The sequence below is a fragment of the Paraburkholderia sp. A3BS-1L genome, from assembly GCF_051125215.1.
Lineage (GTDB): Bacteria > Pseudomonadota > Gammaproteobacteria > Burkholderiales > Burkholderiaceae > Paraburkholderia.
On record NZ_CP120444.1, the window covers coordinates 974,654 to 993,937 of the forward strand.

Genomic DNA, 19,284 nt, shown 5'->3' on the forward strand with positions numbered 1-19,284 from the left:
ACGATGATGATCACGATGACACGCGGTGAAGCGCGCGCGTCTGTGCGCACGGAACTGGATCGGGAAGTCCGGAAGATAGAGCGGTCGGCCTGCCTGTCGACGCAGATCGCTTGCGTCCCGGACGCCTTCACCAGAAAGACATTCGAAACGGGCCTTTGCTGGCTCGAGGACTTCATCATGAAGCCTCATGCCGACCTTGGCCGACGCGGCGCGGTTTGCCCTTTTGCGAAGCCTGTTCATCACGAAGAGTCACTGGTTTTTTGCCTGTGGGACGCGTCCGATCTGCACTACAGGGACTATTTGTCGATACTGGGCAAGTTCCCGGACCTGTACCTCAGGCTGCTTGACTCAGCGAAAGCAGATTCTCGGCTCTTTTCATTATGTGTATTCGTTCGTGGCCTGGAAGAAGCGCAGTTTTATCAATACATAGACGAAGCCCATGCATTGTTGAAACCCGCGTTTATGGACGCGGGATTGATGCTTGGCGAATTTCATCCGTTGAGCGTGACAAAAGGCGCTCATTCAGAAACGTTCCGGCCCATGCGCAGCAGTCAGCCTGCATTTGTTGTGCGCGCCATGTCGTCCCACGACGCACTCTTCATCGATCGCGAGGGTAGCGCGGACGAGGTCCGTCTTCGCGAACTGCGGAACTATCGTTCATGGGTGGGTGAAAACCTGCCGGAAGCGGAGGTCGCGCGTATCGAAAAACGGATCGCGGAACTCGGAGCGGCGGGATCGGCATGACGGTGGCGCGCGTGATTCGTGAAGGCTTTTTGCTCCGATCCCAATCGGCTGGCGGCGCGCTCAATGCCGATAAATATCTGCCATCTCACCTGCGGAATTGGGCTGTGTCGCAGCGCCAACAGCCTCGAAATCATTGCGCGTTCATGCAAAGTTATTTCTCGGAAGGAACACTGAAGCGGAAAAGCTCTGCAGCGGAGGTCGTCATCACTTTTGCTCTCGCCCGAAAGTCGGGAATCCAGTCTTCCAATGCTTCCACGGTACCGCGGTAGTCGATCAGATGACGATGCTGCGTATGCGGCCAGTCGCTGCCCCACACGAGACGTTCAGGGCCAAACGATTCGAGCAGAGCGGCGGCGAGGGCGCGCCCGTGCTCAGTGCCGTCTGAGCGGTCGGCGCTGCGATAGGCGGCAGACAGCTTGACCCACACGCTGCCGCAGGAGGCTGTGGATTGCAGATAACGAAAGCCGGCATCGCCGGGACCGAGATGCGCATCGGGCCGTCCGAAATGATCGACGACCACCGTGCAACCGTGGCCAAGCAGGGCATTGAGCACGACAGGGAGATCGGCCGCATTCGCCTGAACTTCGACATGCCAGTGCAGGGCGTTCAAGCGCGCGAGGAGCGCGGACCATCGGCGATCGCGAAACTCCGGCAGTGCAAGTCCGATCAGATTCAGTCGTGCGCCTACGATGTGCGCGGCGTTCAGCGCTTCCAGTTCGGCGTCCGTGATCTCTGGCGCGACAACGGCCACGCCACGAAAGCGTCGCGGATAGCGCTCGCATACCGCACGCAGAAACGCATTGTCGGTGCCAAGAAAGCTGGGCTGCACCAGAACGCCTTGCGACATGCCATGCGCTGCGAGTTGCGCAATGTACTGCTCGAGCGTCGCATCATAGTCCGGCGCATGACGGCGTTGTGAGGCGAGCGGAAGTCCTTGCACAAAGATGTGCGCGTGCGTATCGATGCCCGTGATGGACGTCGTGGCCCCGTCGAGCCATGTCAGGGATGCCGACGAAAGGCCATCGAACGGATCGGCCGGTAGTGCGGGCTGGAAGCGGTCCATCGTTTGTAGTGCCTGAAATTCGGTTGACATTGAGCGATGCGTCAATGCACGAGCGCGCTCAGTGGCGCGACACGGCTGGCGCGTCGTTGCGCGCGCCGCTCGGGTGCTGCGACGGGACGAGCCGGCCCCGCGTGCTGGGCAGCATCAACGCGGCGACGACGACGAGACCATAGGCAACGCCCGCGTCGATGCCCAGTGCCGCGCCCAGCGACATCGACCCGCTCATATGGCCAATGAGCACCGGAAATGCGGCCGATACGATGCGGCCGAAGTTGTAGCAAAAGCCGACGCCGGTTCCGCGCACCCCTTGCGGATACAGCTCGTTGAACAGCGCGCCAAGCGTTGCCGGAATGCCCGCCGAAAAGAGGCCGAGCGGAAAGCTCAGGATCAGCATGGTAGTGTCGCTGATCGGCAGGAACGTGTAGATGTTCACCATCACCGCGCAGCAGATGGCGAAGAGGATCACGTTCCAGCGTCGTCCGATACGGTCCTGCAACCATGCGCTCAAGAAACAGCCGACGATGAATGCCACGATGACGACTGCGAGATAACCGCCGGTTCCCAGCACCGAGAGATGGCGCTCAGTCTTCAGATACGTCGGCAGCCAGGTGGTGATTGCGTGGTAGCCGCCATGCGCGCCCAGTCCGATCAGGCCGCCGACGATGGTGGTGCGGATCACGGCAGGATCGAAAATTCCCGCGGCGATGCCGAATATGCTGCGTTGCGCGGAATCGTCGTGCGAGATCTGCGGTTCGCGCGGCGGCTCGACCACATTGCGGCGCACGTAGAGAACGAGGAGCGCGGGGACGAGGCCGATCGCGAACAGAACGCGCCAGGCCCATTGCGGCGAAACGAACGAGAACACCGCCATATAGAGCAGCACAGCGGCGCCCCAGCCGAATCCCCACGCGCTCTGCACGATGCCCATGGCCTTGCCGCGATGCCTGGGGTTCATCGTTTCGCTGAGCAGGACGGCACCAGCCGTCCATTCGCCGCCGAAGCCGATGCCTTGCAGCGCCTTCAGCACAAGCAACTGCTCGAAGCTTTGGGCGAATGCACTCAGAAACGTGAAGAGCGAGAACCAGATCACGGTGATCTGCAGCGCGCGCACCCGGCCGACGCGGTCGGACAGGATGCCCGCGAGCAATCCGCCGAGCGCGCCGGCCACCAGCGTGGCGCCGCCGATCAGTCCCGCCTGGCCTTTGCTGATGCTCCAGGTGGCGAGAAGCGAAGGAATGACAAGGGAAAAGACCTGCGTATCGACGGCGTCGAGCGCCCAACCGCCGAAGCAGCCCCACAGTGTTCGTTTCTCGATGGGCGTGATTTCGCGATACCAGCGCATGGTCGTCGTCTCCTGGTGCGTGCCGCGTGCGAAGTTCGGCGGGCGGCCGCTGTTAGTGGATTTGACGGGATTCTAGGTAAGCCTGAAACGCGTGCATACTATGGAAATGTTGTTCATTCATAGCATCTTGATATGGAAAGGCGACCATGGAGTCGATCCGCACGTTGAAGTATTTTCTCGCCATCGTCGATGCGGGAAGCGTCACCGGCGCGGCCGCCCAGCTCGGGATGGCCCAGCCAGCGCTCAGCCAGGCGATTACCCGGCTGGAGAAGGATCTGGGCGTGAAGCTGCTGGCGCGCACGCGCCGCGGCGCCGCCCTGACACCTGCCGGCGAAGCGATCGCCGAGGATATTCGTCTTAGCGTTTCGCGGATCGAAGCGGCCGAAAAGCGGGCGCGCGATATCGGCGCACAACGCGGCGGCAGGCTGACCATCGGCTTCGCGTCCGCGGCGCTGTTTGAGGTCATGCCCAGGGCGATAGCGGCGTTGCGCGCGGCGGTCCCTCATGTCGAGCTGACATTGCGCGAAATGAGCAACGCGGAACAAGCCAGCGCGCTCGAATCCGGCGAGATCGACATTGGGCTGCTGCATACGCCGGTTGCGGTGGGCGGCAGAATGCGCGAAAAGCTGATCGTGCGCGAGCGCTTGCAGGCAGTCGTGCAGGCGTCGCATCCGCTGGGCGAGGATGGCAAGCTCGGCCTCGCGGAACTGGCACGCATGGGGCTGGTGTGGTTTCCGCACGGACACTTGCCGGTGGTGCGAGCGGGCATCCTCAGCGCGTTTCGCAAGTTCGGTTGCGAAGCCAATATCGTTCAGGATGCCAATCGATCGCTGACAGTGCTCGCCTGCGTTGCCGCGGGTTGCGGCGCTTCGCTGTTGCCGCAATCCGTCAAGGCGATCCAGTTCGAAGGCGTGCGCGTATGCGAGGTGCGGGAAGGCGACGCGCTGCCGCTATTCGAACTCAGTGCGATCTGGCCGCATCGTTCACGTCCTACGCTGGCCGACAAATTTGCAGCGCTGTTAAGCACGTGTTGATTCGTGCGTCGGACTTCGAGTTGCACTTTGGACACGACTGAGTAGCCGGATAGAAACCGGTCCGGTGATGGAGCCAGGCACGGAGGTGTGGCCCAAGCTCGCAGCGCCGGTTCGCTGACAGACATACGGGCGCGGCGCATTCGAACAGAATGCGGCCCATACCCAATACAGACCCGCCTGCCAATGCGCAAGTCGGGCGCTATCAGCACACTCGGGGAAAGCACATGCACACCACTCGTTTTCGGCCATCTACTCTGGGTGGTCTGTTGGCGGCGCTCACATTTGCTGCTGCACCCGCAGCTTCAGCCCATACCAGCGCGCCAGGCAGCGAGCCCACCGTGACGGCCATCTATGGCATCGCCCTGTACAAACCCTTCACCGCGATGCCGGAGTGCCCCTTCAAGCCGAACAGCTATCCGGGCGTCCACAACTCCTACACCGACGAAACCCCGCACCCGTGCTTTGAACACGCCGACCGCTCGCTGATTGGCACGGCCCCAACAGGTACGGAGACACTCGACGTCATGTACCCCGTGGACAAGTATCCCGAGATGTACACCAGTTTGCGCATCAGCCTCATCAAGGGCGTCGTGCACGGCGTCTACCTGTTGACGCCGGGCGTCGACACGCAGGTACATGACTATGCATTCCTGGAGTACAAGTTCGGCAAGCCCCAGGTCAAACGCTCCGTCACCGTACAAGACCGGATGCGCGGCACCTACGAGGTCATCGAGGCGCGCTGGCAACGACCGGGCGGCGTCTCACTGTCGTTCACCGGCGCGGCCGACGCGCCTAACGCCGGAGAATTCACGGCAACGACGCCGCAGGAAGGTGCGCGGCAGCAGGTCCAGGACGGCCAGCGGCAAGGCCTGCCAAAGCTGTAACGCTTTGACCAGGTTATCCATGGTCCGGCTGATATTGTCGAGTCAGAAGGCCCTGCTTCTCTGGCCCTGTCTGTCCGCGTGTTTCCGCGTGTTTCGCGGCGCAATTTGAAAGGATGTGCGGCTTTTGGCGAGCGTTTCAATCGGCTTACCTGTTTGCACCGTAAGCCTTTTGTTCTTTGCAAAAAAAGGGCCGCGCCGCATGAGCGCAGCCCGCAAATCACACACGCAGCGAGAATTTTCAGTGCCGCTAGGTCAGGATAATCTTCTGACGAAGGAAATCACTCAGGCGTTTCCCCTACAAAATGTAAGCCAACAACGATGACAACCCGGTTCGGTGCGAGTGATGGTCACAGCATCGGCGCGCTCCACCCGTACTTCTCAGACACGGACGCGCTCACTCGTAGCCCTTGTCTGCACCCAACGTGATGATCTGGGTGCGGCGCAGGTAATCGCCGGCGGAAAAAGCACCCAGCCTGCGCGTGGATTTATTCGCATATACAAGGCCGCTTTCGGGTCACGACGACGCGTCTTCAGTTTCAGGCGCCGACGCGGCCCCGGTTTCCACAGCAAAGGCTGCGCCCGGGATCAACAGGACTGGGCACGACGACATGCGCACGAAGCGCTCAGCGACACTGCCGAGCATGAGCCGCTTCACGCCGCGCCGCCCATGCGTGCCCATGACGACAAGGTCGCAATGCGTCGCGCGCGCTACTTCGAGAATGCGCTCGGGAACACTGCCCCCGGGCGCGTCGACTTCGACGACGCGCGGGGTGCCTCGTACACCGTTGAACTGCATGGCCGCAAGCGCTTCGTCCTTCAGGCGCCGGCCTTCCTTTAGCAGCGCTTCGTGCACGTGCATCGGATTGCCGCCGGGCATCTCATAGGCCGAGATCGGCACCTCGACCACAAAGAGCGGGATGAGCTCTGCCCCGCTCTCGCGCGCGATCGACAGTGCGAATTTGAACGCGCTCTGCGACGTTGCGCTGCCGTCTATCGGCGCCAGGATTCGTTCGTACATGGTCACACCTCGTTGCTGCTCTAACGTAACGTTCAATCTAGGCGTGGCCCCGGTTTTCTGACTGATGTGGATCAATCAACGCCAGGCACCCGGCCGTGCTTCACGGAAGTCGAATGGAGCGCATGGAGAAGCAGGCATGTTCGCTAGCGCAGCGACTCCTGTGTGAAGCGAGAATTTTTACGCTTGATTGGCGGGTGTTGCGTCAACCGGACTCGACCGCGGCGCGGCGCATAAGCGCCACGCGTTTCTATGACTGAGCACCTTCGAGCGCGGCACACTGTGCGTTTTCCCCATTTCGCAAGCTTTCCTTCGCTGTGCGGGACCGTGCGGCATGCTACGATCGGTCACGCGATTCCACTTCGATCTGGGCGGGCCATGGCGACGTTGTATGACTTCCTGGGCGTGCATGACGACGCGAGTGATGAGGAAATCAAGCGGGCCTACCGCAGGGCCGCGATGAAAGCGCATCCTGACCGCAATATGGGACGCGAAGCATCCGCACATGCGCAGTTTCAGGAGATCAAGGAGGCTTACGCGATCCTCTCAGATCCCGCGCAGCGTCGCGTTTATGATGCGGTTTATGCCGAGGAAATGGGGCGTCTGGCCCGTGAGCAGGAAGAAGAAGCGCGTTTGCAAGAGGCGGCACGCCAGGCGGCGTATGCGCGTTATGTAGCTGTGGCGATGCGCTTCGCAGAACAGGGCCACAACCGCGACGTCGTGTTCGGCGTGCTACTTGGTCGCGAATGTGAGCCACAAATGGCGGAGCGAATCGCAGTTGGCGCGGTCGAGTTGCATTTGTCGCGCCAGAACCGTACCTCCCGTCGCCAGCAATCTGACGATTCCACATCGCCCAACTCGAAAGAGCCACGCAGCGCAATGCCAGAATCTGCGCCAGAGAGCGAGTGCAAAAGAGAGCCGCTTGACGGCCGCTCGCACGAGAACTTCTTTAATGCGATCTGGCGCGGAATGTTCGGGTTCGTCGTGCCGGGCGATCCCCCTTCGCGTGAGGAACGCTGATGCCTGGCTGCCGGCGCTGTCCGACGGTCTCGCCGTGACAGACTGCCGGAATCGATCGCAGGCCCGTAACTAGCGAACGGCCGCCTCAAAGCGCTCCTGCTTGTTGGGTGCAAAGATCCAGCTTCTTGCTGGCGCCCGTGATCGAGTCACTCGTTCAAGCTCTCAGCTCCATTGCGTTGTTCACGCCGGACGCCGTTGGTGTCCAGAAAGGCGGGTTCCTCATGATTGGCGCGGCGCTGGGTCTCAATCCGCAAACATGCATCGCAACGGCGTTCGCGCGTCGTATTCGCGATCTGCTGGCAGGTCATGGAATGGCGCCAGTTGATCAGGCTTGACGCATCGACGGCGTGCATAGCACCTCGAGAAGATCGTTGCGGACACAATCGATGGCAACGATCGGTTACTGAATTTTGCTCCCCCGGCGTGAGGCTCGGTCTTCCTCTTACACGCCAGCGCCTTGCCTGACGCCAACGGTTCGGAGGCTGTGCTTTCAAGGTTGCTTTTGGCGAAGTACCGGGCCGAGCCAATTGCCGATCTCCTGCGCACTCATCAAGCCGCTTCGGCGGTCCACCTCGATTCCGCCGCGAAACAGCACAAGCGTCGGAATACTGCGAATCCGGAATTGCGTCGCAACTTGTGGGTTTGCGTCGGTTTCGATCTTTGCAAAGAGGGCGCGCGCTTTGAGCTCAGCCGCGGCGGTGGCGAACTGCGGCGCCATGGCCCGACATGGACCGCACCATTGCGCCCAAAAGTCGACGAGCACCGGCAGATCATTTCGGCCGACATAGGACGTGAAGTTGCTCGTGTTCAGATGGACCGGTTCATCGCCAAGCAACGGCTCGCCGCAGGCCCCACAGACGGCGGAAGCGTCGAGTCGTGCCGCATCGATGCGGTTGACCCGCATGCAATGGCTGCAAACGATGTGCATTTTTCTCTCCTTCGTTTCCATGTCGAGCCCGAGGCGCGGCCTGGAGAAACATCAGTTCGCGTCCTTGCCGCTTGCTTCCGATCTTGACGCTGAACTCGCGGGAGTCCGCGGACTCCGTCCGGATTCGGACCGCGGCTTCGGGGCGACAGTTTCGTCCGTTGCGCCCGGGGTGGAACCGGAGGGGGACGCTGGGGCGGACATCACTGATGTGGCCGGTGTCGGAATAATGTCGAAGAGCAACCCAGCCGATACAACGAAGATCGCGGCTGATAGTATGAATATCATGGCATCCACCTCACGCTCGTAAATAGCCTCGGCGGCCGGACGGCTCACATCGCTTATCCGCCCAACGCAATAATCGAAATCGTAAGCAGCCCACAGCGACCATCGCGAGGCAGGCTTTCATTGCCCCCCGCCGCGGTATAGCGCGCGAGCGCAGATCCTGCGGTGGGTACGCATATCGTCTCGGCTGAAGTTCGACAAACTCATTTGCGCCGACTGCCAGCACGAATCGCCGCTACAAAAGGTATACGAACGATGTGCTGATTACTTGATTTCCGTCAATCGCGAGCCCTCGCACTGAAGATCGCGATGAGCGGGCGGAGAATCCCTTTTAGCGATCAGACCGGCGATATTGAATTACATCGCGCACAGTGAAGTCGCAAGGCGAAATCGGGACCGTGAGCTCATCAAGCTCGGACACACTGTTCGACTGATCGCCCCACAGTTCGTCCGGCCTTACTTGCTGAGCAACAAGACCGACGCGGCCGAAACCTGGAAACCGCGTGATGGGGAGGCTGTGATCCAGGTCAATCGTTGAGGATTTTTCTTCACTACTGTCTACACAACGGGTGGTTCTCGCGGGCACACGGAGCACCGAAACGCTGAAACACGCAAGGAAAAGACGCCATGGATAAAGCTTTTTCGCGCAAGGCCGCGCACGCCGCGAACCCGGCGCCAGTAGCTTACCGCACGCCTGACGAGCGGGCTGCCGAGGGCCGGGTCATTCGCGATCACGTACCCCGGGCGTCGCAGGCGGGATGGCGGCTGCCCGAGCAGCGCCGCAATGTGATCGAACTGCTCGAAGAGTCCAACGCGGGCCGCTTGCCGCACCTGATCCCCATCCGCTTCGGTCGAATGTCCGCCTCGCCGTTTGCGTTCTATCGAGGCGCCGCCGCCATCATGGCTGCGGACCTTGCCACGACGCCGACGAGCGGCTTGCGCGTGCAGGCGTGCGGCGATGCGCATCTGATGAACTTCGGCGGGTTTGCGACCCCCGAGCGCAACGTGATCTTCGACATCAACGATCTCGACGAGACACTGCCGGCTCCCTTCGAGTGGGACCTGAAGCGGCTTGCCGCGAGCGTGGTGATTGCGGCACAGCATCTCGAGCTGCCTTACAGCGACACCGTGCGTCTCACGACCGATCTCGTGCGCCAGTACCGCGAACGTATGCACGACTATGCCTACATGCGCGCGCTCGATGTCTGGTACGACCGGATTGATTTGCAAAAGTATGAGGACAAGTCAGGCGATCCGGATATCGTCGAGTATGCGCGCAAGCGCCTTGCGCAACGGATCGAAGTCGAGCGACGAAAGACCGTGCCGGATCACCTCTATCCCAAGCTCGTTACCGAGGAGGGCGGGAGGCCGCGTATCAAGGACGAGCCGCCGCTCATCTTTCACCCTGATGCGGAACTGGCGCCTGGCCTCGAGTCAGGCTATGCCGAGTCGCTGGCCTCGTATCGCGAGAGTCTCGCCGAGCATGTGCGCGTGTTGTTCGATCGGTTCCATCTGGTTGACCTCGCGGCCAAGGTAGTGGGTGTGGGCAGCGTCGGCACGATGTGCAGTGTGGGCCTCCTCATGGCCTCCGATAACGACCCGCTATTTCTGCAGGTGAAGGAGGCCAGAGCTTCGGTCCTGGAGCCGTATGCGGGAAAGAGTCTGCATTCCAACCATGGTCAGCGGGTGATTGCGGGCCAGCGCATCATGCAGTCCGCAAGTGACGTGTTTCTCGGCTGGACTCGCGGACAGAACGGGCGCGACTTCTATATCAGGCAACTGCGCGACGTGAAGATGTCTGTCGTTATCGAAGCACTGGATGCCAGAATGCTCCGGCAATACGGACGCATGTGCGCGCATGCGCTTGCGCGGGCTCATGCGCGCTCCGGGGATGCCGCGATGATTGCCGGATACATGGGTTCGGGCGGGGCTTTCGACGACGCCATCACTGAGTTCGCAACGGAATACAGCGGGCAGAACCGGAACGATTATCGAGAGTTCATTCGGGCAATTCGTGAAGGTCGGATCGAGGCGGTAATGGATGACTGAGCCGCGAACGCCATGCCGGCGTCTCTAGTCAGCTCTGGCCGGCTGGCGGCGTGCTCAATGCCGATAAATATCGGCCATCTCACCCGCGGAATTAGGCCGTGTCGCAGCGCCATACCTTAGCCGCTCGGCATGAGCCCGATGCCGATGCGCATGCAGGACGGGCCGCTTCGATTCCGGCGGCATGGTGGAGACCTCGCGCACATTGTGTGCATTTTTGGGAACCCATCCGCCCTTGACCATGGCCTGCGAGAGCAGCGCTTTGGTTTCCGGCGTATTGCCGCGTTGCGCGATGGCGCTGCTGGTCGTTTCGATCACGCAATCCCATTGGGCCGCAGCCGCGCATTCGCGCGCCTGCGCGAGCAGGGTATCGTAGGCATCGGGCTGTGGCGTGGGTGTTGTCGCGATGGCGGGTGTTGTCGCGATGGCGGGCGCGGACGCATTCGCGATCACATAGCGATCGGGTTCGGCGGGCGCCTCACGCTGCGGTGTGGCCACGTGATACTTCACGCCAATCGCGACCATGAGCAGGAAGAAACAGAAGCTTACCGCAAGGCTGAACCATGCGCCGCCGGTCAGGCGCGCGGGATCGTTGCTTCTTGCGGAGGCTTCGGGGCCGTTGACGTGGTCCGGCTCCCGGTCTTCGCATTCCCCTGGCTCTGGCTGGGGCGGCATCGTCATGGAACGATTCTCCTCTTGCTTCGCTTCTCGAAGGCCGCCACGATCGATCATCCCTGGCAGATGCAAAAAGCATAGAAATCGGCGGGGCGAAAGGCAACTCTCCTGGAAAGGGCCAGTGCGCGGATGGAAAAATGGCACAAAACGAATAAGCGAATGAGACAGAACAAGCGGAACAAACGGGCAGTTTTTCTTTGTTCAGAAGAAAATTGCCAACAAGATTTCCGATTGCCATTTCCAGTTAAACGTTGTGCACCCAGCGGCTTTGCAAAGACGCAAAAATAGCTCCCGCCCAGGCATTCATGACGCTTGTGTTCTGTCACGATGCCGCTCGCCTTCTATGGCATCGGATTTTGTTCACGTCTACTGAAACGAACGGCTGTGTCACGCCCCGTGGCGCAGCTTTTTCCATCAGAGGACGCCATGCGCAACGCTTCCGTTTCCACGTCGCCCAAATCGCGCGCGACCGCCGCCGCACGGCTCGAACGCTTGCCGTTTTCCGGCTATCACAAGCTGATTTTCCTGATCATCGCACTCGCGTTTTTCTTCGACTCGGTCGATCTCGGCACCATGACTTTCGTGCTCGGCTCGATCAAGAAGGAGTTTGGCCTGTCGAGCGCGCAGGCCGGGCTCGTGGCAAGTGCGAGCTTCTTCGGCATGACGATCGGCGCCGCGGTGGCGGGGCTGCTCGCCGACCGCTTCGGCCGCCGTCCGGTGTTTCAATGGAGCATGGTGCTGTGGGGCATCGCATCGTATCTGTGCTCGACCGCGCACGATGTCAACTCGCTCATCGTTTACCGGATCCTGCTCGGCTTTGGCATGGGCATGGAGTTCCCGATCGCGCAGGCGTTGCTTTCCGAGTTCGTGCCCTCCGCGCAGCGCGGCCGCATGGTTGCGTTGATGGACGGCTTCTGGCCGCTCGGCTTCATTACCGCAGGCATCGTCGCGTACTTCGTGTTGCCCGCGCTCGGCTGGCGCGCCGTGTTCGCGCTGCTCGCGATTCCCGCGGTGTTCGTGCTCGTCGTGCGCCGGATCGTGCCGGAGTCGCCGCGCTGGCTCGAGCATCGCGGGCGCCTCGTCGATGCCGACCGCGTGGTCTCGGACGTCGAGGCGCGCGTGATGCGCTCCATGAGGCTGACGCGCTTGCCCGCCCCGCAGCCGCTCGCGCAACCCGCATCGTCGCGCGGGCGCAGCGCATTGCGCGAGATCTGGAGCCCTGCTTACCGCCGCCGCACGACGATGGTGTGGCTGCTGTGGTTCTTCGCGCTGCTCGGTTTTTATGGGCTCACTTCGTGGCTCGGCGCGCTGTTGCAGCAGGCCGGCTTCGCGGTCACGCAGTCGGTGTTCTACACGGTGCTGATCTCGCTGGGCGGGATACCCGGCTTTCTGTGCGCGGCGTGGCTCGTCGAGCGCTGGGGCCGCAAGCCCACCTGCGTTGCGTCGCTCGTGGGCGGCGGCGCGATGGCGTTCGTCTACGGGCAAACGGCGCTGCATGGCGCGAGCATCGTATTGCTGGTCGGCACGGGGCTCGTGATGCAGTTCTTCCTGTTCGCGATGTGGGCCGCGCTCTATACCTATACGCCCGAACTCTACGGCACCGGTGCACGCGCGACGGGCTCGGGGTTCGCCTCGGCGATCGGGCGGGTCGGCTCGCTGATCGGCCCCTACGTGGTGGGCGTCGTGCTGCCGTTGTTCGGCCAGGGCGGCGTGTTCACGCTCGGCGCGCTGTCGTTTGTGGTTGCGGCGCTGGCCGTGTGGGTGCTCGGCATCGAGACGAAGGATGCCTCGCTCGAAGCGCTGGAATCGTCGGATGCCGGCGCCGGAATGGCGGCGGCTGCCCGCGAGAAAGCCTCGCTGAATTAAGAGGCCGAGGCGCGCTGGCGCGCGGGCAAGAAGCCGATCGGTATTTCGCCTTGAACTTTATTGCTCAGATCAATGACTATTCGGATCGTCGCAACGCTTGTGATCATCGCAAGCGTTGCTTCGAGCCGCGCAGCCGATCAAGCCTCGCGGTAGGTGCCCTTTGCCTTCGCCGCATGTGTGGCCAGGATGTCCATCAGCGCGGGACTGAGACAATCATAGGGTTCCAGGCCCTTGTCGCGCAGGGTTTGCCGGACTTGCTCCATCTTTGAAGGCGGCGTGCCGCTTTCGATGATCGACGAAACGAACGCCGCGAAGCCCGGGCCATCCCAGCCGGTATCGGCGGACAGTTCCGTATGGATGAAATCGAGCCCGTAGAACGCATGGTCCTTATTCTCGATGCGGCCATACAAATGCGTGCCGCAGGCGGTGCACGCATGGCGCTGGATCGGCGCTTTCTCGTCGACGACCTTCAACTTTTCGCCGTGCGCAACGACGGACAGCTTCTCGCGCGGCACGACCCCCACGACCGAGAACAGCGCGCCCGCGGGCTTCCAGCACTTGCTGCAACCGCATGCGTGGTTGAACAGCACCTGTGAAGCAACCTGCACTTCAACCGGGTTATCGCTGCACTTGCAACGCAGCGTGCCTCCCGCGAAATTCTCGGTGCCTTTTTTGATGCCCCGATCGACGGTCGGATGTAACGCGATGGTCATGATGTGTCTCCGTGATGGCTTGTGAAGTGAACAGTCGCGTGGACTGGTTTGCCCGTGCTTTGCTGGGCGAAAGCGGCTGCTGAGGATACTGGGCACGAGTATAGGTCAAATACTGCCGGGGAGTATACGAGGGAACCCTGCGAAACAACGCTGCGAACGGCCGTGATGTGCCCCTGCATGTCTGGCGGGCACGGGACGCTCCGGCATGCAATACGTTTTAGAAAAACTTAAGCATCGTGCACTAGCACACCTCTATTCTTCGATTTTTTGAGTCCATATGCTTGGGGCCTTGTTGTTATTGTTCGCCCCGAACACCACTCCTTTAGAACAGGAATGCCCATGATTGCCATGAAGAAGACGCTGGTGTGCGTCGCGCTGTCCGTTGCGGCGCTTTCCGCCCACGCGAAGGAATTGACCGAGTTGAAGTTTGGCGTCGATCCGACCTATGCCCCGTTCGAGTCCAAAGCGCCGGACGGCAAGCTCGTGGGTTTCGAAATCGACCTCGGCAACGAAATCTGCAGGCGGCTTCGCGCAAAGTGCATCTGGGTCGAAACCGCGTTCGACGGCATCATTCCTGCACTGCAGGGCCGCAAGTTCGATGCGATCATGTCCGCGATGTCGGTGACGCCGCAGCGCGAAGCGCAAGTGGCCTTCTCGACCATGTTGTTCAAGACGCCGAGCGCGTTGATCGGGCCGCGCGGCGTGCGGCTCGAACCAACGGTCGCGTCATTGAAGGGCAAGAATATCGGCGTGGCGCAAGGCTCCACGCAGGAGGCCTATGCGAAGGCTTATTGGGCGCCGGCGGGCATCAACGTGACCTCGTACGCGAATCAGGAAGTGGTCTACACCGATCTGCGCGCGGGCCGCCTCGACGCCACGCTGACCGACATGATTTCCGGCAGCAACGGCTTTCTGAAAACGCCGCTGGGCCGCGATTACGCGTTTCTTGGCGCGCCGGTCAACGACGCGAAGACGCTGGGCGCCGGCGCGGCAATCGGTTTTCGCAAGAGCGATAACGCATTGCGCGAGATGATCGATCAGACGATTGGCGAGATGATCAAGGACGGGACCTATCAAAAGATCGCGCGGCGTTATTTTGATTTCGACGTGCTGGCGAGTTGAAGTTTCCGGAGCCTCAAGCGATCACGCTCAGCAGGCTCTCGTTGCGCTGCTGCTGCTCCTTGCCACGGGTGACGAGCCAGCGGTGAAACTGGCGGCAATGCGGCCGGTCGAATGCGTTCGGCTTCCACTTGAGAAAGTAGGGCGACGGCAACGCAAGCCCGAGCGCGAAAGGCATGACGAGGCGGCCTGCGGCCAGGTCGTCGGTAATCATCGAGCCTTGCGCGAGCGTGAACCCGTAGCCGTCGATGGCCGCCTGAATCGCCACGCTCGAAAGCGAGAACACGAGGCGGTTTTCGTCGAAATCGGCGCAATCGACATCGTTGGCGGCGAACCATTCGCGCCATGACGGCGGCGAGGCGAACTTCGGCTGCCAGTCCACCGTGATTAACGGGTAGGCGAGGAGACCGGCCGGCGTCTCGAGCGGCGTGCCCGACTCCAGCAGACGCGGGTTGCACACGGGCACCACGCAATCGCGGAACAGTTCAACCGCATTCTCCGTATTCAAGCCGCGCTCGCCATAGCTGATGCGAAAGTCGATTTCGTAGCCGTCCGGCGACGGCTCTGTGTGCGTGCCATCGAGATACACACTCAGTTCGGGATGCTGACGCTGCCATTCGAGCACGCGGGGCGCGAGCCATTTCGACACCAGCGAAGGCAGCGCGCTGACACTCAGATTGCGCGTGTTCTTCGCGCGTTCTATTTCCGCATGCGCCACGCGCAGGCTTTCGAAGGCCGCAGCGCAACTCTCGTGGTACTGCCGGCCGATCGCGGTGAGGCGCAGCCGCTTGCCGTCCTTTTGCGTGAGATGCATTCCCAGCGTGTCTTCCAGCAGTTTGATCTGCTGGCTGACCGCGCCCGCGGAAATGCCTAGCCGCCGGGCTGCTTCGGTGATGCCGCCGCATCGGCCGACGGCTTCGAAGATCTGCAGCGCGCGCAATGGAGGAAAGCTGTTCGTCGTCATTTCGTTATCGCTCGAATCGCTGGCGGGATTTCACGGTTTAGAAACTCTAAACGAACAGGCAGGTTTTTACATCTATTCTTTTGCTTTATGGCTTTTTATCCTTGGAACCCAATACACGAAATCGTCAAGGTGGAGGCAACGGAATGTTTCTGAGGAATGCATGGTACGTCGCGGCATGGGACGCGGAAGTGACGCGCGAACTCTCGCCAGTGACGCTGTTGGGCGAGTCCGTGGTGTTGTACCGGCGCGAGGACGGCACGCCTGTCGCGCTTGAAAACGCGTGTCCGCATCGCAAGCTGCCGCTTTCGATGGGCCGGCTCGTCGGCGATCAAGTCGAGTGCGGTTATCACGGTCTCACGTTCGATTGCGAGGGCGCGTGCGTACGCGCGCCGGGCAGCGCGAGGATCCCTTCCGGCGCGAAAGTGCGCAGCTACCCGCTGGCGGAACGTTACGGCCTGCTCTGGATCTGGATGGGCGATCCCGCACAGGCCGATCCCGCGAAGATCGTGCAGATCGATGAATGGGGCGATCCGGCGTGGGGCATGAATCGCGGCGATGCCATGACGGTGGACTGCCACTATCTCTATGTCACCGACAATCTGCTGGACCCTTCGCACGTTGCGTGGGTGCATCGCTCGTCGTTCGGCAATGCGGCCTGCGAAGCGGAACCGCTCAAGACGGAGGCGACCGCGCACGGCGTGACCGTGTCGCGCTGGATGCGCGATGTGGAGGTGGCACCGTTCTACGCGCAGTTCGTGCGCTTCGCGGGACGTTGCGACCGCAAGCAGCATTACGAAGTGCGTTTTCCGTCGCACGCGATCATCAAGGCTGTCTTCACGCCGGCCGGTACGGGCGGCGACGATGCACCGCTTCATACCGATGTGTTCCTGATGAACTCGTATAACTTCATGACGCCGGTGGACGCATCGCATACGCGCTACTACTGGTTTCAGACGCGCAACTTCGCGCCCGACGATGAACAGGTGTCGCGTCAGTTCGACGAGGACGTGCGCCATGCGTTCGAGGAAGACCGCGCGGTGTTGACGGCCGTGCACGCGGGCATGCAGAACGCGCGCACGCCGAACATCGACCTCGCCATCGACGCGGGGCCGCTGCGCTTCAGGCGCGCGCTCGCGCAGATGATCGAGCGCGAGCAGCAGACGGAAAATCTTTCGCTTGCGCCGACTCACGTCGTGCAACGCGAGCGCGTGGAGCCATGAAATGAGTGACGCTGGCAAGACCGCGGCGGAACTGGCGAGCCGTGCGCCTACTGGCTTTCGCCGCTTGCGCGTGAGCGCGCGCACGCGCGAAAGCGCATCGATCGTTTCGTTCGAACTCGTGCCTGCCGATGGCGAGGCGTTGCCTGCGTTCGTGGCCGGGCAGTTCGTGACTTTGCGCTTGCCCTTGCCGGGCGGCGAGCCTCTGCTGCGCACCTACAGCCTCTCGGGCGACCCGGCCGATACGGCGCGCTGGCGGATTTCCGTCAAGCGCGAACCGGCCCCGGCAGGGCGCGAGGACCTGGCGCCGGGCCGCGGCTCGTCGTATCTGCACGACGCGGTGCAGGTTGGCGACGAACTCGAAGCGGCGGGCCCGTCGGGCGCGTTCGTGTGCGGCGACGACATCACGCGGCCCGTCGTGCTGATGAGCGGCGGCGTGGGTTTGACGCCGCTCGTCAGCATGCTGCATCGGCTTCGGGCGATGGCGGGCGCGCGGGACCGGCGCGTGTATTTCATTCACGCGTGCGAGAACGGCGCGGTGCATGCGTTCGGCCGCGAAGTGCAGGCGGTGGCGGCCGAGTGTCCGAACGTGCGCGTGCACGTCTGCTACCGGCAGCCCGCCGCGCAAGATCGTCGGGCACAGACCTTCGACAGCGAGGGGCTGATCACGCGCGAGACGCTGCAAGGCTTGCTGCCGCTCGACGACTACGAAGTGTATCTATGCGGGCCGCCCGCGTTCATGCAGGCCAACTGGCGGCTCCTGCGCAGCCTCGGTGTGGCGCGCGAGCGCATTCATTACGAGTTCTTCGGCCCTGCAACCGTGCTGGAAGCCGATGCCGATGTGGAACCTGCGCGCGAAACATCGCCCGATGCGGTCCCGCGCGCGGAGACGATCCGGGAAATCGATGCGCACGCAACCACTGTTCGATTTCATCCGGACGCTGCGCCCGTGGCGTGGGATGATCGCTGCGAGTCGCTGCTCGAATTGGCGGAGCAACATGGTTATGCCGTGCCGTTCAGTTGCCGTGTCGGCATCTGCAATACTTGCGTGACGCGGCTGGCGCAAGGCAACGTCGAGTACGCCACTGCGCCACTCGACCCGCCCGCTGAAGGTACGGTGCTGCTTTGCTGCGCGAAACCCGCGGGACACGTTACGCTCGCGTTGTCCGAGGCGTGCGCGCAAAGCGGCGCGGCGCGCTCCCCACAACCCGCTTGATGGCTCGCAGAGGATTTCATGAAGATCGGCTTTCCCGTCGAACCGGATTTCGCGGCCCAGCGCCAACATTTTCTTCACGCCGCGCAATTGGCGGGGGCAACGGTGACGAGCTACGCGCATCCGCTCAAGGGCCCCAACGGCGAGGCGCTCGCGACCGACGTCGCCTGGCTGGGCAACGCCGCCGCGCGCCGCGTGCTGGTGGCCGTGTCGGGTACGCACGGGGTGGAGGGCTACTACGGATCGACGTGCCAGACGCAATGGCTGCATGAGTTGGCCGCGCGAAGCCTGCCCGACGATGTCGCGGTGATGATGGTGCACCTGATCAATCCGTGGGGCACCGCGTGGGTCAGGCGCGTGAACGAAGACAATGTCGATCTGAATCGCAACTACGTCGACTTCGACGCGCCATTGCCGCTCAATCCGCGCTACGAGGAACTGCATGAGATTTACGTGTGCCCCGATATCGACGGTCCGCAGCGGCACCACGCCGATACGCTGCTGGAGCGGCAAGTCGAGTCGCTCGGCTGGTCGGGTGTGCAGGCGATCGTGGGCGCGGGCCAATATCGCCACGCGGACGGACTCTTTTATGGCGGCCAGGCTGCAACATGGTCCAACCGGACCTTGCACGAGATTGTGCAGCGCTTTCTCAAACCGGCCCAGGTGGCGATTTCGTTCGATCTGCATACCGGGGCGGGCGCGTTCGGCCATCCGATGCTGATGGCGATTGCGCAATCGACCTATCCCGCGCTGGCCGACGCGCAGCGCCTTTACGGCCCCTGGCTCTACACGCTGCTCACGCACGCGGATGCCGCCATCAGCGAAACCGGTGTAGTTGCGCGCGCAACGGGCTACGCCTCGCAGGCGCTGCTGGACGCGTTGCCGGATACGCATCTGATGCAGCTCGTGATCGAATGCGGCACGTACCCGGAAGCGCCCATGCACACGGCCTTGCGCGACGACCACTGGCTGCACCTGTACGGCGACCCGCGCGACGCGCGAGGCCGCGCGATCAGCCGCGCGCTGTTCGAAGCGTTCATGCCCGCCGATGCCGATTGGCGCGAGCTCGTGTGGCTGCGCACGCGGCAGATCTGGGAGCGCGCGCTGGCGGCGCTGCCAGGCATTGCGCCCACGGCAGCGCCTCGAAACGTGGCCTGAT

Annotated in this window: 19 protein-coding genes; 10 read left to right on the top strand and 9 right to left on the bottom strand. The window is 62.3% G+C overall.

Annotated features, from left to right (window positions below; translation table 11 throughout):
• Positions 1-3: 3 nt before the first annotated feature.
• A complete protein-coding gene (locus P5W99_RS29565; protein ID WP_421027378.1) occupies positions 4-744 on the top strand; it encodes a DUF6875 domain-containing protein in 741 nt (246 codons plus the stop codon).
• 151 nt (positions 745-895) lie between these two features.
• Here the strand turns inward: P5W99_RS29565 and P5W99_RS29570 are convergent, their stop codons facing one another.
• A complete protein-coding gene (locus tag P5W99_RS29570; protein ID WP_434665381.1) occupies positions 896-1,807 on the bottom strand; it encodes an amidohydrolase family protein in 912 nt (303 codons plus the stop codon).
• A gap of 58 nt (positions 1,808-1,865) precedes the next feature.
• Positions 1,866-3,149, bottom strand: coding sequence for an MFS transporter (locus P5W99_RS29575; protein ID WP_421027379.1), 1,284 nt, complete (start codon positions 3,147-3,149; stop codon positions 1,866-1,868).
• A 146-nt stretch (positions 3,150-3,295) separates the two neighbouring features.
• Here P5W99_RS29575 and P5W99_RS29580 point away from each other — a divergent pair, with 146 nt between their 5' ends.
• Together P5W99_RS29580 and P5W99_RS29585 are read left to right on the top strand one after the other, a co-directional pair.
• Positions 3,296-4,183 (top strand): LysR family transcriptional regulator, encoded by an 888-nt coding sequence (locus P5W99_RS29580; RefSeq protein ID WP_421027380.1) that lies wholly within the window; start codon positions 3,296-3,298, stop codon positions 4,181-4,183.
• Between the two features lie 338 nt (positions 4,184-4,521).
• Positions 4,522-5,067 (top strand): hypothetical protein, encoded by a 546-nt coding sequence (locus P5W99_RS29585; protein WP_434664687.1) that lies wholly within the window; start codon positions 4,522-4,524, stop codon positions 5,065-5,067.
• Positions 5,068-5,581: 514 nt separating this feature from the next.
• On the opposite strand, the gene P5W99_RS29590 is transcribed toward P5W99_RS29585, so the two are convergent.
• Entirely contained in the window at positions 5,582-6,085 is a 504-nt protein-coding gene (locus tag P5W99_RS29590) for a universal stress protein (RefSeq protein ID WP_421027382.1), read from the bottom strand.
• A 375-nt stretch (positions 6,086-6,460) separates the two neighbouring features.
• Here P5W99_RS29590 and P5W99_RS29595 point away from each other — a divergent pair, with 375 nt between their 5' ends.
• Positions 6,461-7,102, top strand: a complete 642-nt coding sequence (locus tag P5W99_RS29595; protein WP_421027383.1) for a J domain-containing protein — start codon at positions 6,461-6,463, stop codon at positions 7,100-7,102.
• A gap of 146 nt (positions 7,103-7,248) precedes the next feature.
• Here P5W99_RS29595 and P5W99_RS29600 read toward each other — a convergent pair whose 3' ends face one another.
• Both P5W99_RS29600 and trxC read right to left on the bottom strand, forming a co-directional pair.
• Entirely contained in the window at positions 7,249-7,455 is a 207-nt protein-coding gene (locus P5W99_RS29600) for a hypothetical protein (RefSeq protein ID WP_434664689.1), read from the bottom strand.
• Between the two features lie 137 nt (positions 7,456-7,592).
• A complete protein-coding gene (gene trxC, locus P5W99_RS29605) occupies positions 7,593-8,030 on the bottom strand; it encodes a thioredoxin TrxC (RefSeq protein ID WP_434665383.1) in 438 nt (145 codons plus the stop codon).
• A gap of 909 nt (positions 8,031-8,939) precedes the next feature.
• On the opposite strand from trxC, the gene P5W99_RS29610 reads away from it, so the two are divergent.
• Positions 8,940-10,361, top strand: a complete 1,422-nt coding sequence (locus P5W99_RS29610; protein WP_421027386.1) for a DUF2252 domain-containing protein — start codon at positions 8,940-8,942, stop codon at positions 10,359-10,361.
• Between the two features lie 54 nt (positions 10,362-10,415).
• Here the strand turns inward: P5W99_RS29610 and P5W99_RS29615 are convergent, their stop codons facing one another.
• Together P5W99_RS29615 and P5W99_RS29620 are read right to left on the bottom strand one after the other, a co-directional pair.
• Positions 10,416-11,039, bottom strand: a complete 624-nt coding sequence (locus P5W99_RS29615) for a hypothetical protein (RefSeq protein WP_421027387.1) — start codon at positions 11,037-11,039, stop codon at positions 10,416-10,418.
• 47 nt (positions 11,040-11,086) lie between these two features.
• Positions 11,087-11,359: a hypothetical protein gene (locus tag P5W99_RS29620; protein ID WP_434664691.1), complete on the bottom strand. Its 273-nt coding sequence runs from the start codon at positions 11,357-11,359 to the stop codon at positions 11,087-11,089.
• Positions 11,360-11,459: 100 nt separating this feature from the next.
• Here P5W99_RS29620 and P5W99_RS29625 point away from each other — a divergent pair, with 100 nt between their 5' ends.
• Positions 11,460-12,899, top strand: coding sequence for an MFS transporter (locus P5W99_RS29625; RefSeq protein WP_421027389.1), 1,440 nt, complete (start codon positions 11,460-11,462; stop codon positions 12,897-12,899).
• Positions 12,900-13,036: 137 nt separating this feature from the next.
• On the opposite strand, the gene gfa is transcribed toward P5W99_RS29625, so the two are convergent.
• Positions 13,037-13,612: an S-(hydroxymethyl)glutathione synthase gene (gfa, locus tag P5W99_RS29630; RefSeq protein ID WP_421028010.1), complete on the bottom strand. Its 576-nt coding sequence runs from the start codon at positions 13,610-13,612 to the stop codon at positions 13,037-13,039.
• A gap of 348 nt (positions 13,613-13,960) precedes the next feature.
• Here gfa and P5W99_RS29635 point away from each other — a divergent pair, with 348 nt between their 5' ends.
• The gene (locus P5W99_RS29635; RefSeq protein ID WP_421028011.1) at positions 13,961-14,734 is read left to right on the top strand and encodes an ABC transporter substrate-binding protein; all 774 of its coding nucleotides are present in this window, start codon (positions 13,961-13,963) and stop codon (positions 14,732-14,734) included.
• Positions 14,735-14,747: 13 nt separating this feature from the next.
• On the opposite strand, the gene P5W99_RS29640 is transcribed toward P5W99_RS29635, so the two are convergent.
• Positions 14,748-15,695 (bottom strand): LysR substrate-binding domain-containing protein, encoded by a 948-nt coding sequence (locus P5W99_RS29640; protein ID WP_421027390.1) that lies wholly within the window; start codon positions 15,693-15,695, stop codon positions 14,748-14,750.
• A 143-nt stretch (positions 15,696-15,838) separates the two neighbouring features.
• Here P5W99_RS29640 and P5W99_RS29645 point away from each other — a divergent pair, with 143 nt between their 5' ends.
• From P5W99_RS29645 to P5W99_RS29655, 3 genes are read left to right on the top strand one after another with little or no spacing between them, the layout of a single operon-like run.
• A complete protein-coding gene (locus P5W99_RS29645) occupies positions 15,839-16,915 on the top strand; it encodes a Rieske 2Fe-2S domain-containing protein (protein ID WP_434664694.1) in 1,077 nt (358 codons plus the stop codon).
• 1 nt (position 16,916) lies between these two features.
• The gene (locus tag P5W99_RS29650) at positions 16,917-18,128 is read left to right on the top strand and encodes a 2Fe-2S iron-sulfur cluster-binding protein (protein WP_434664696.1); all 1,212 of its coding nucleotides are present in this window, start codon (positions 16,917-16,919) and stop codon (positions 18,126-18,128) included.
• 18 nt (positions 18,129-18,146) lie between these two features.
• Positions 18,147-19,283, top strand: coding sequence for a DUF2817 domain-containing protein (locus P5W99_RS29655; protein ID WP_434664698.1), 1,137 nt, complete (start codon positions 18,147-18,149; stop codon positions 19,281-19,283).
• Position 19,284: the final 1 nt, after the last annotated feature.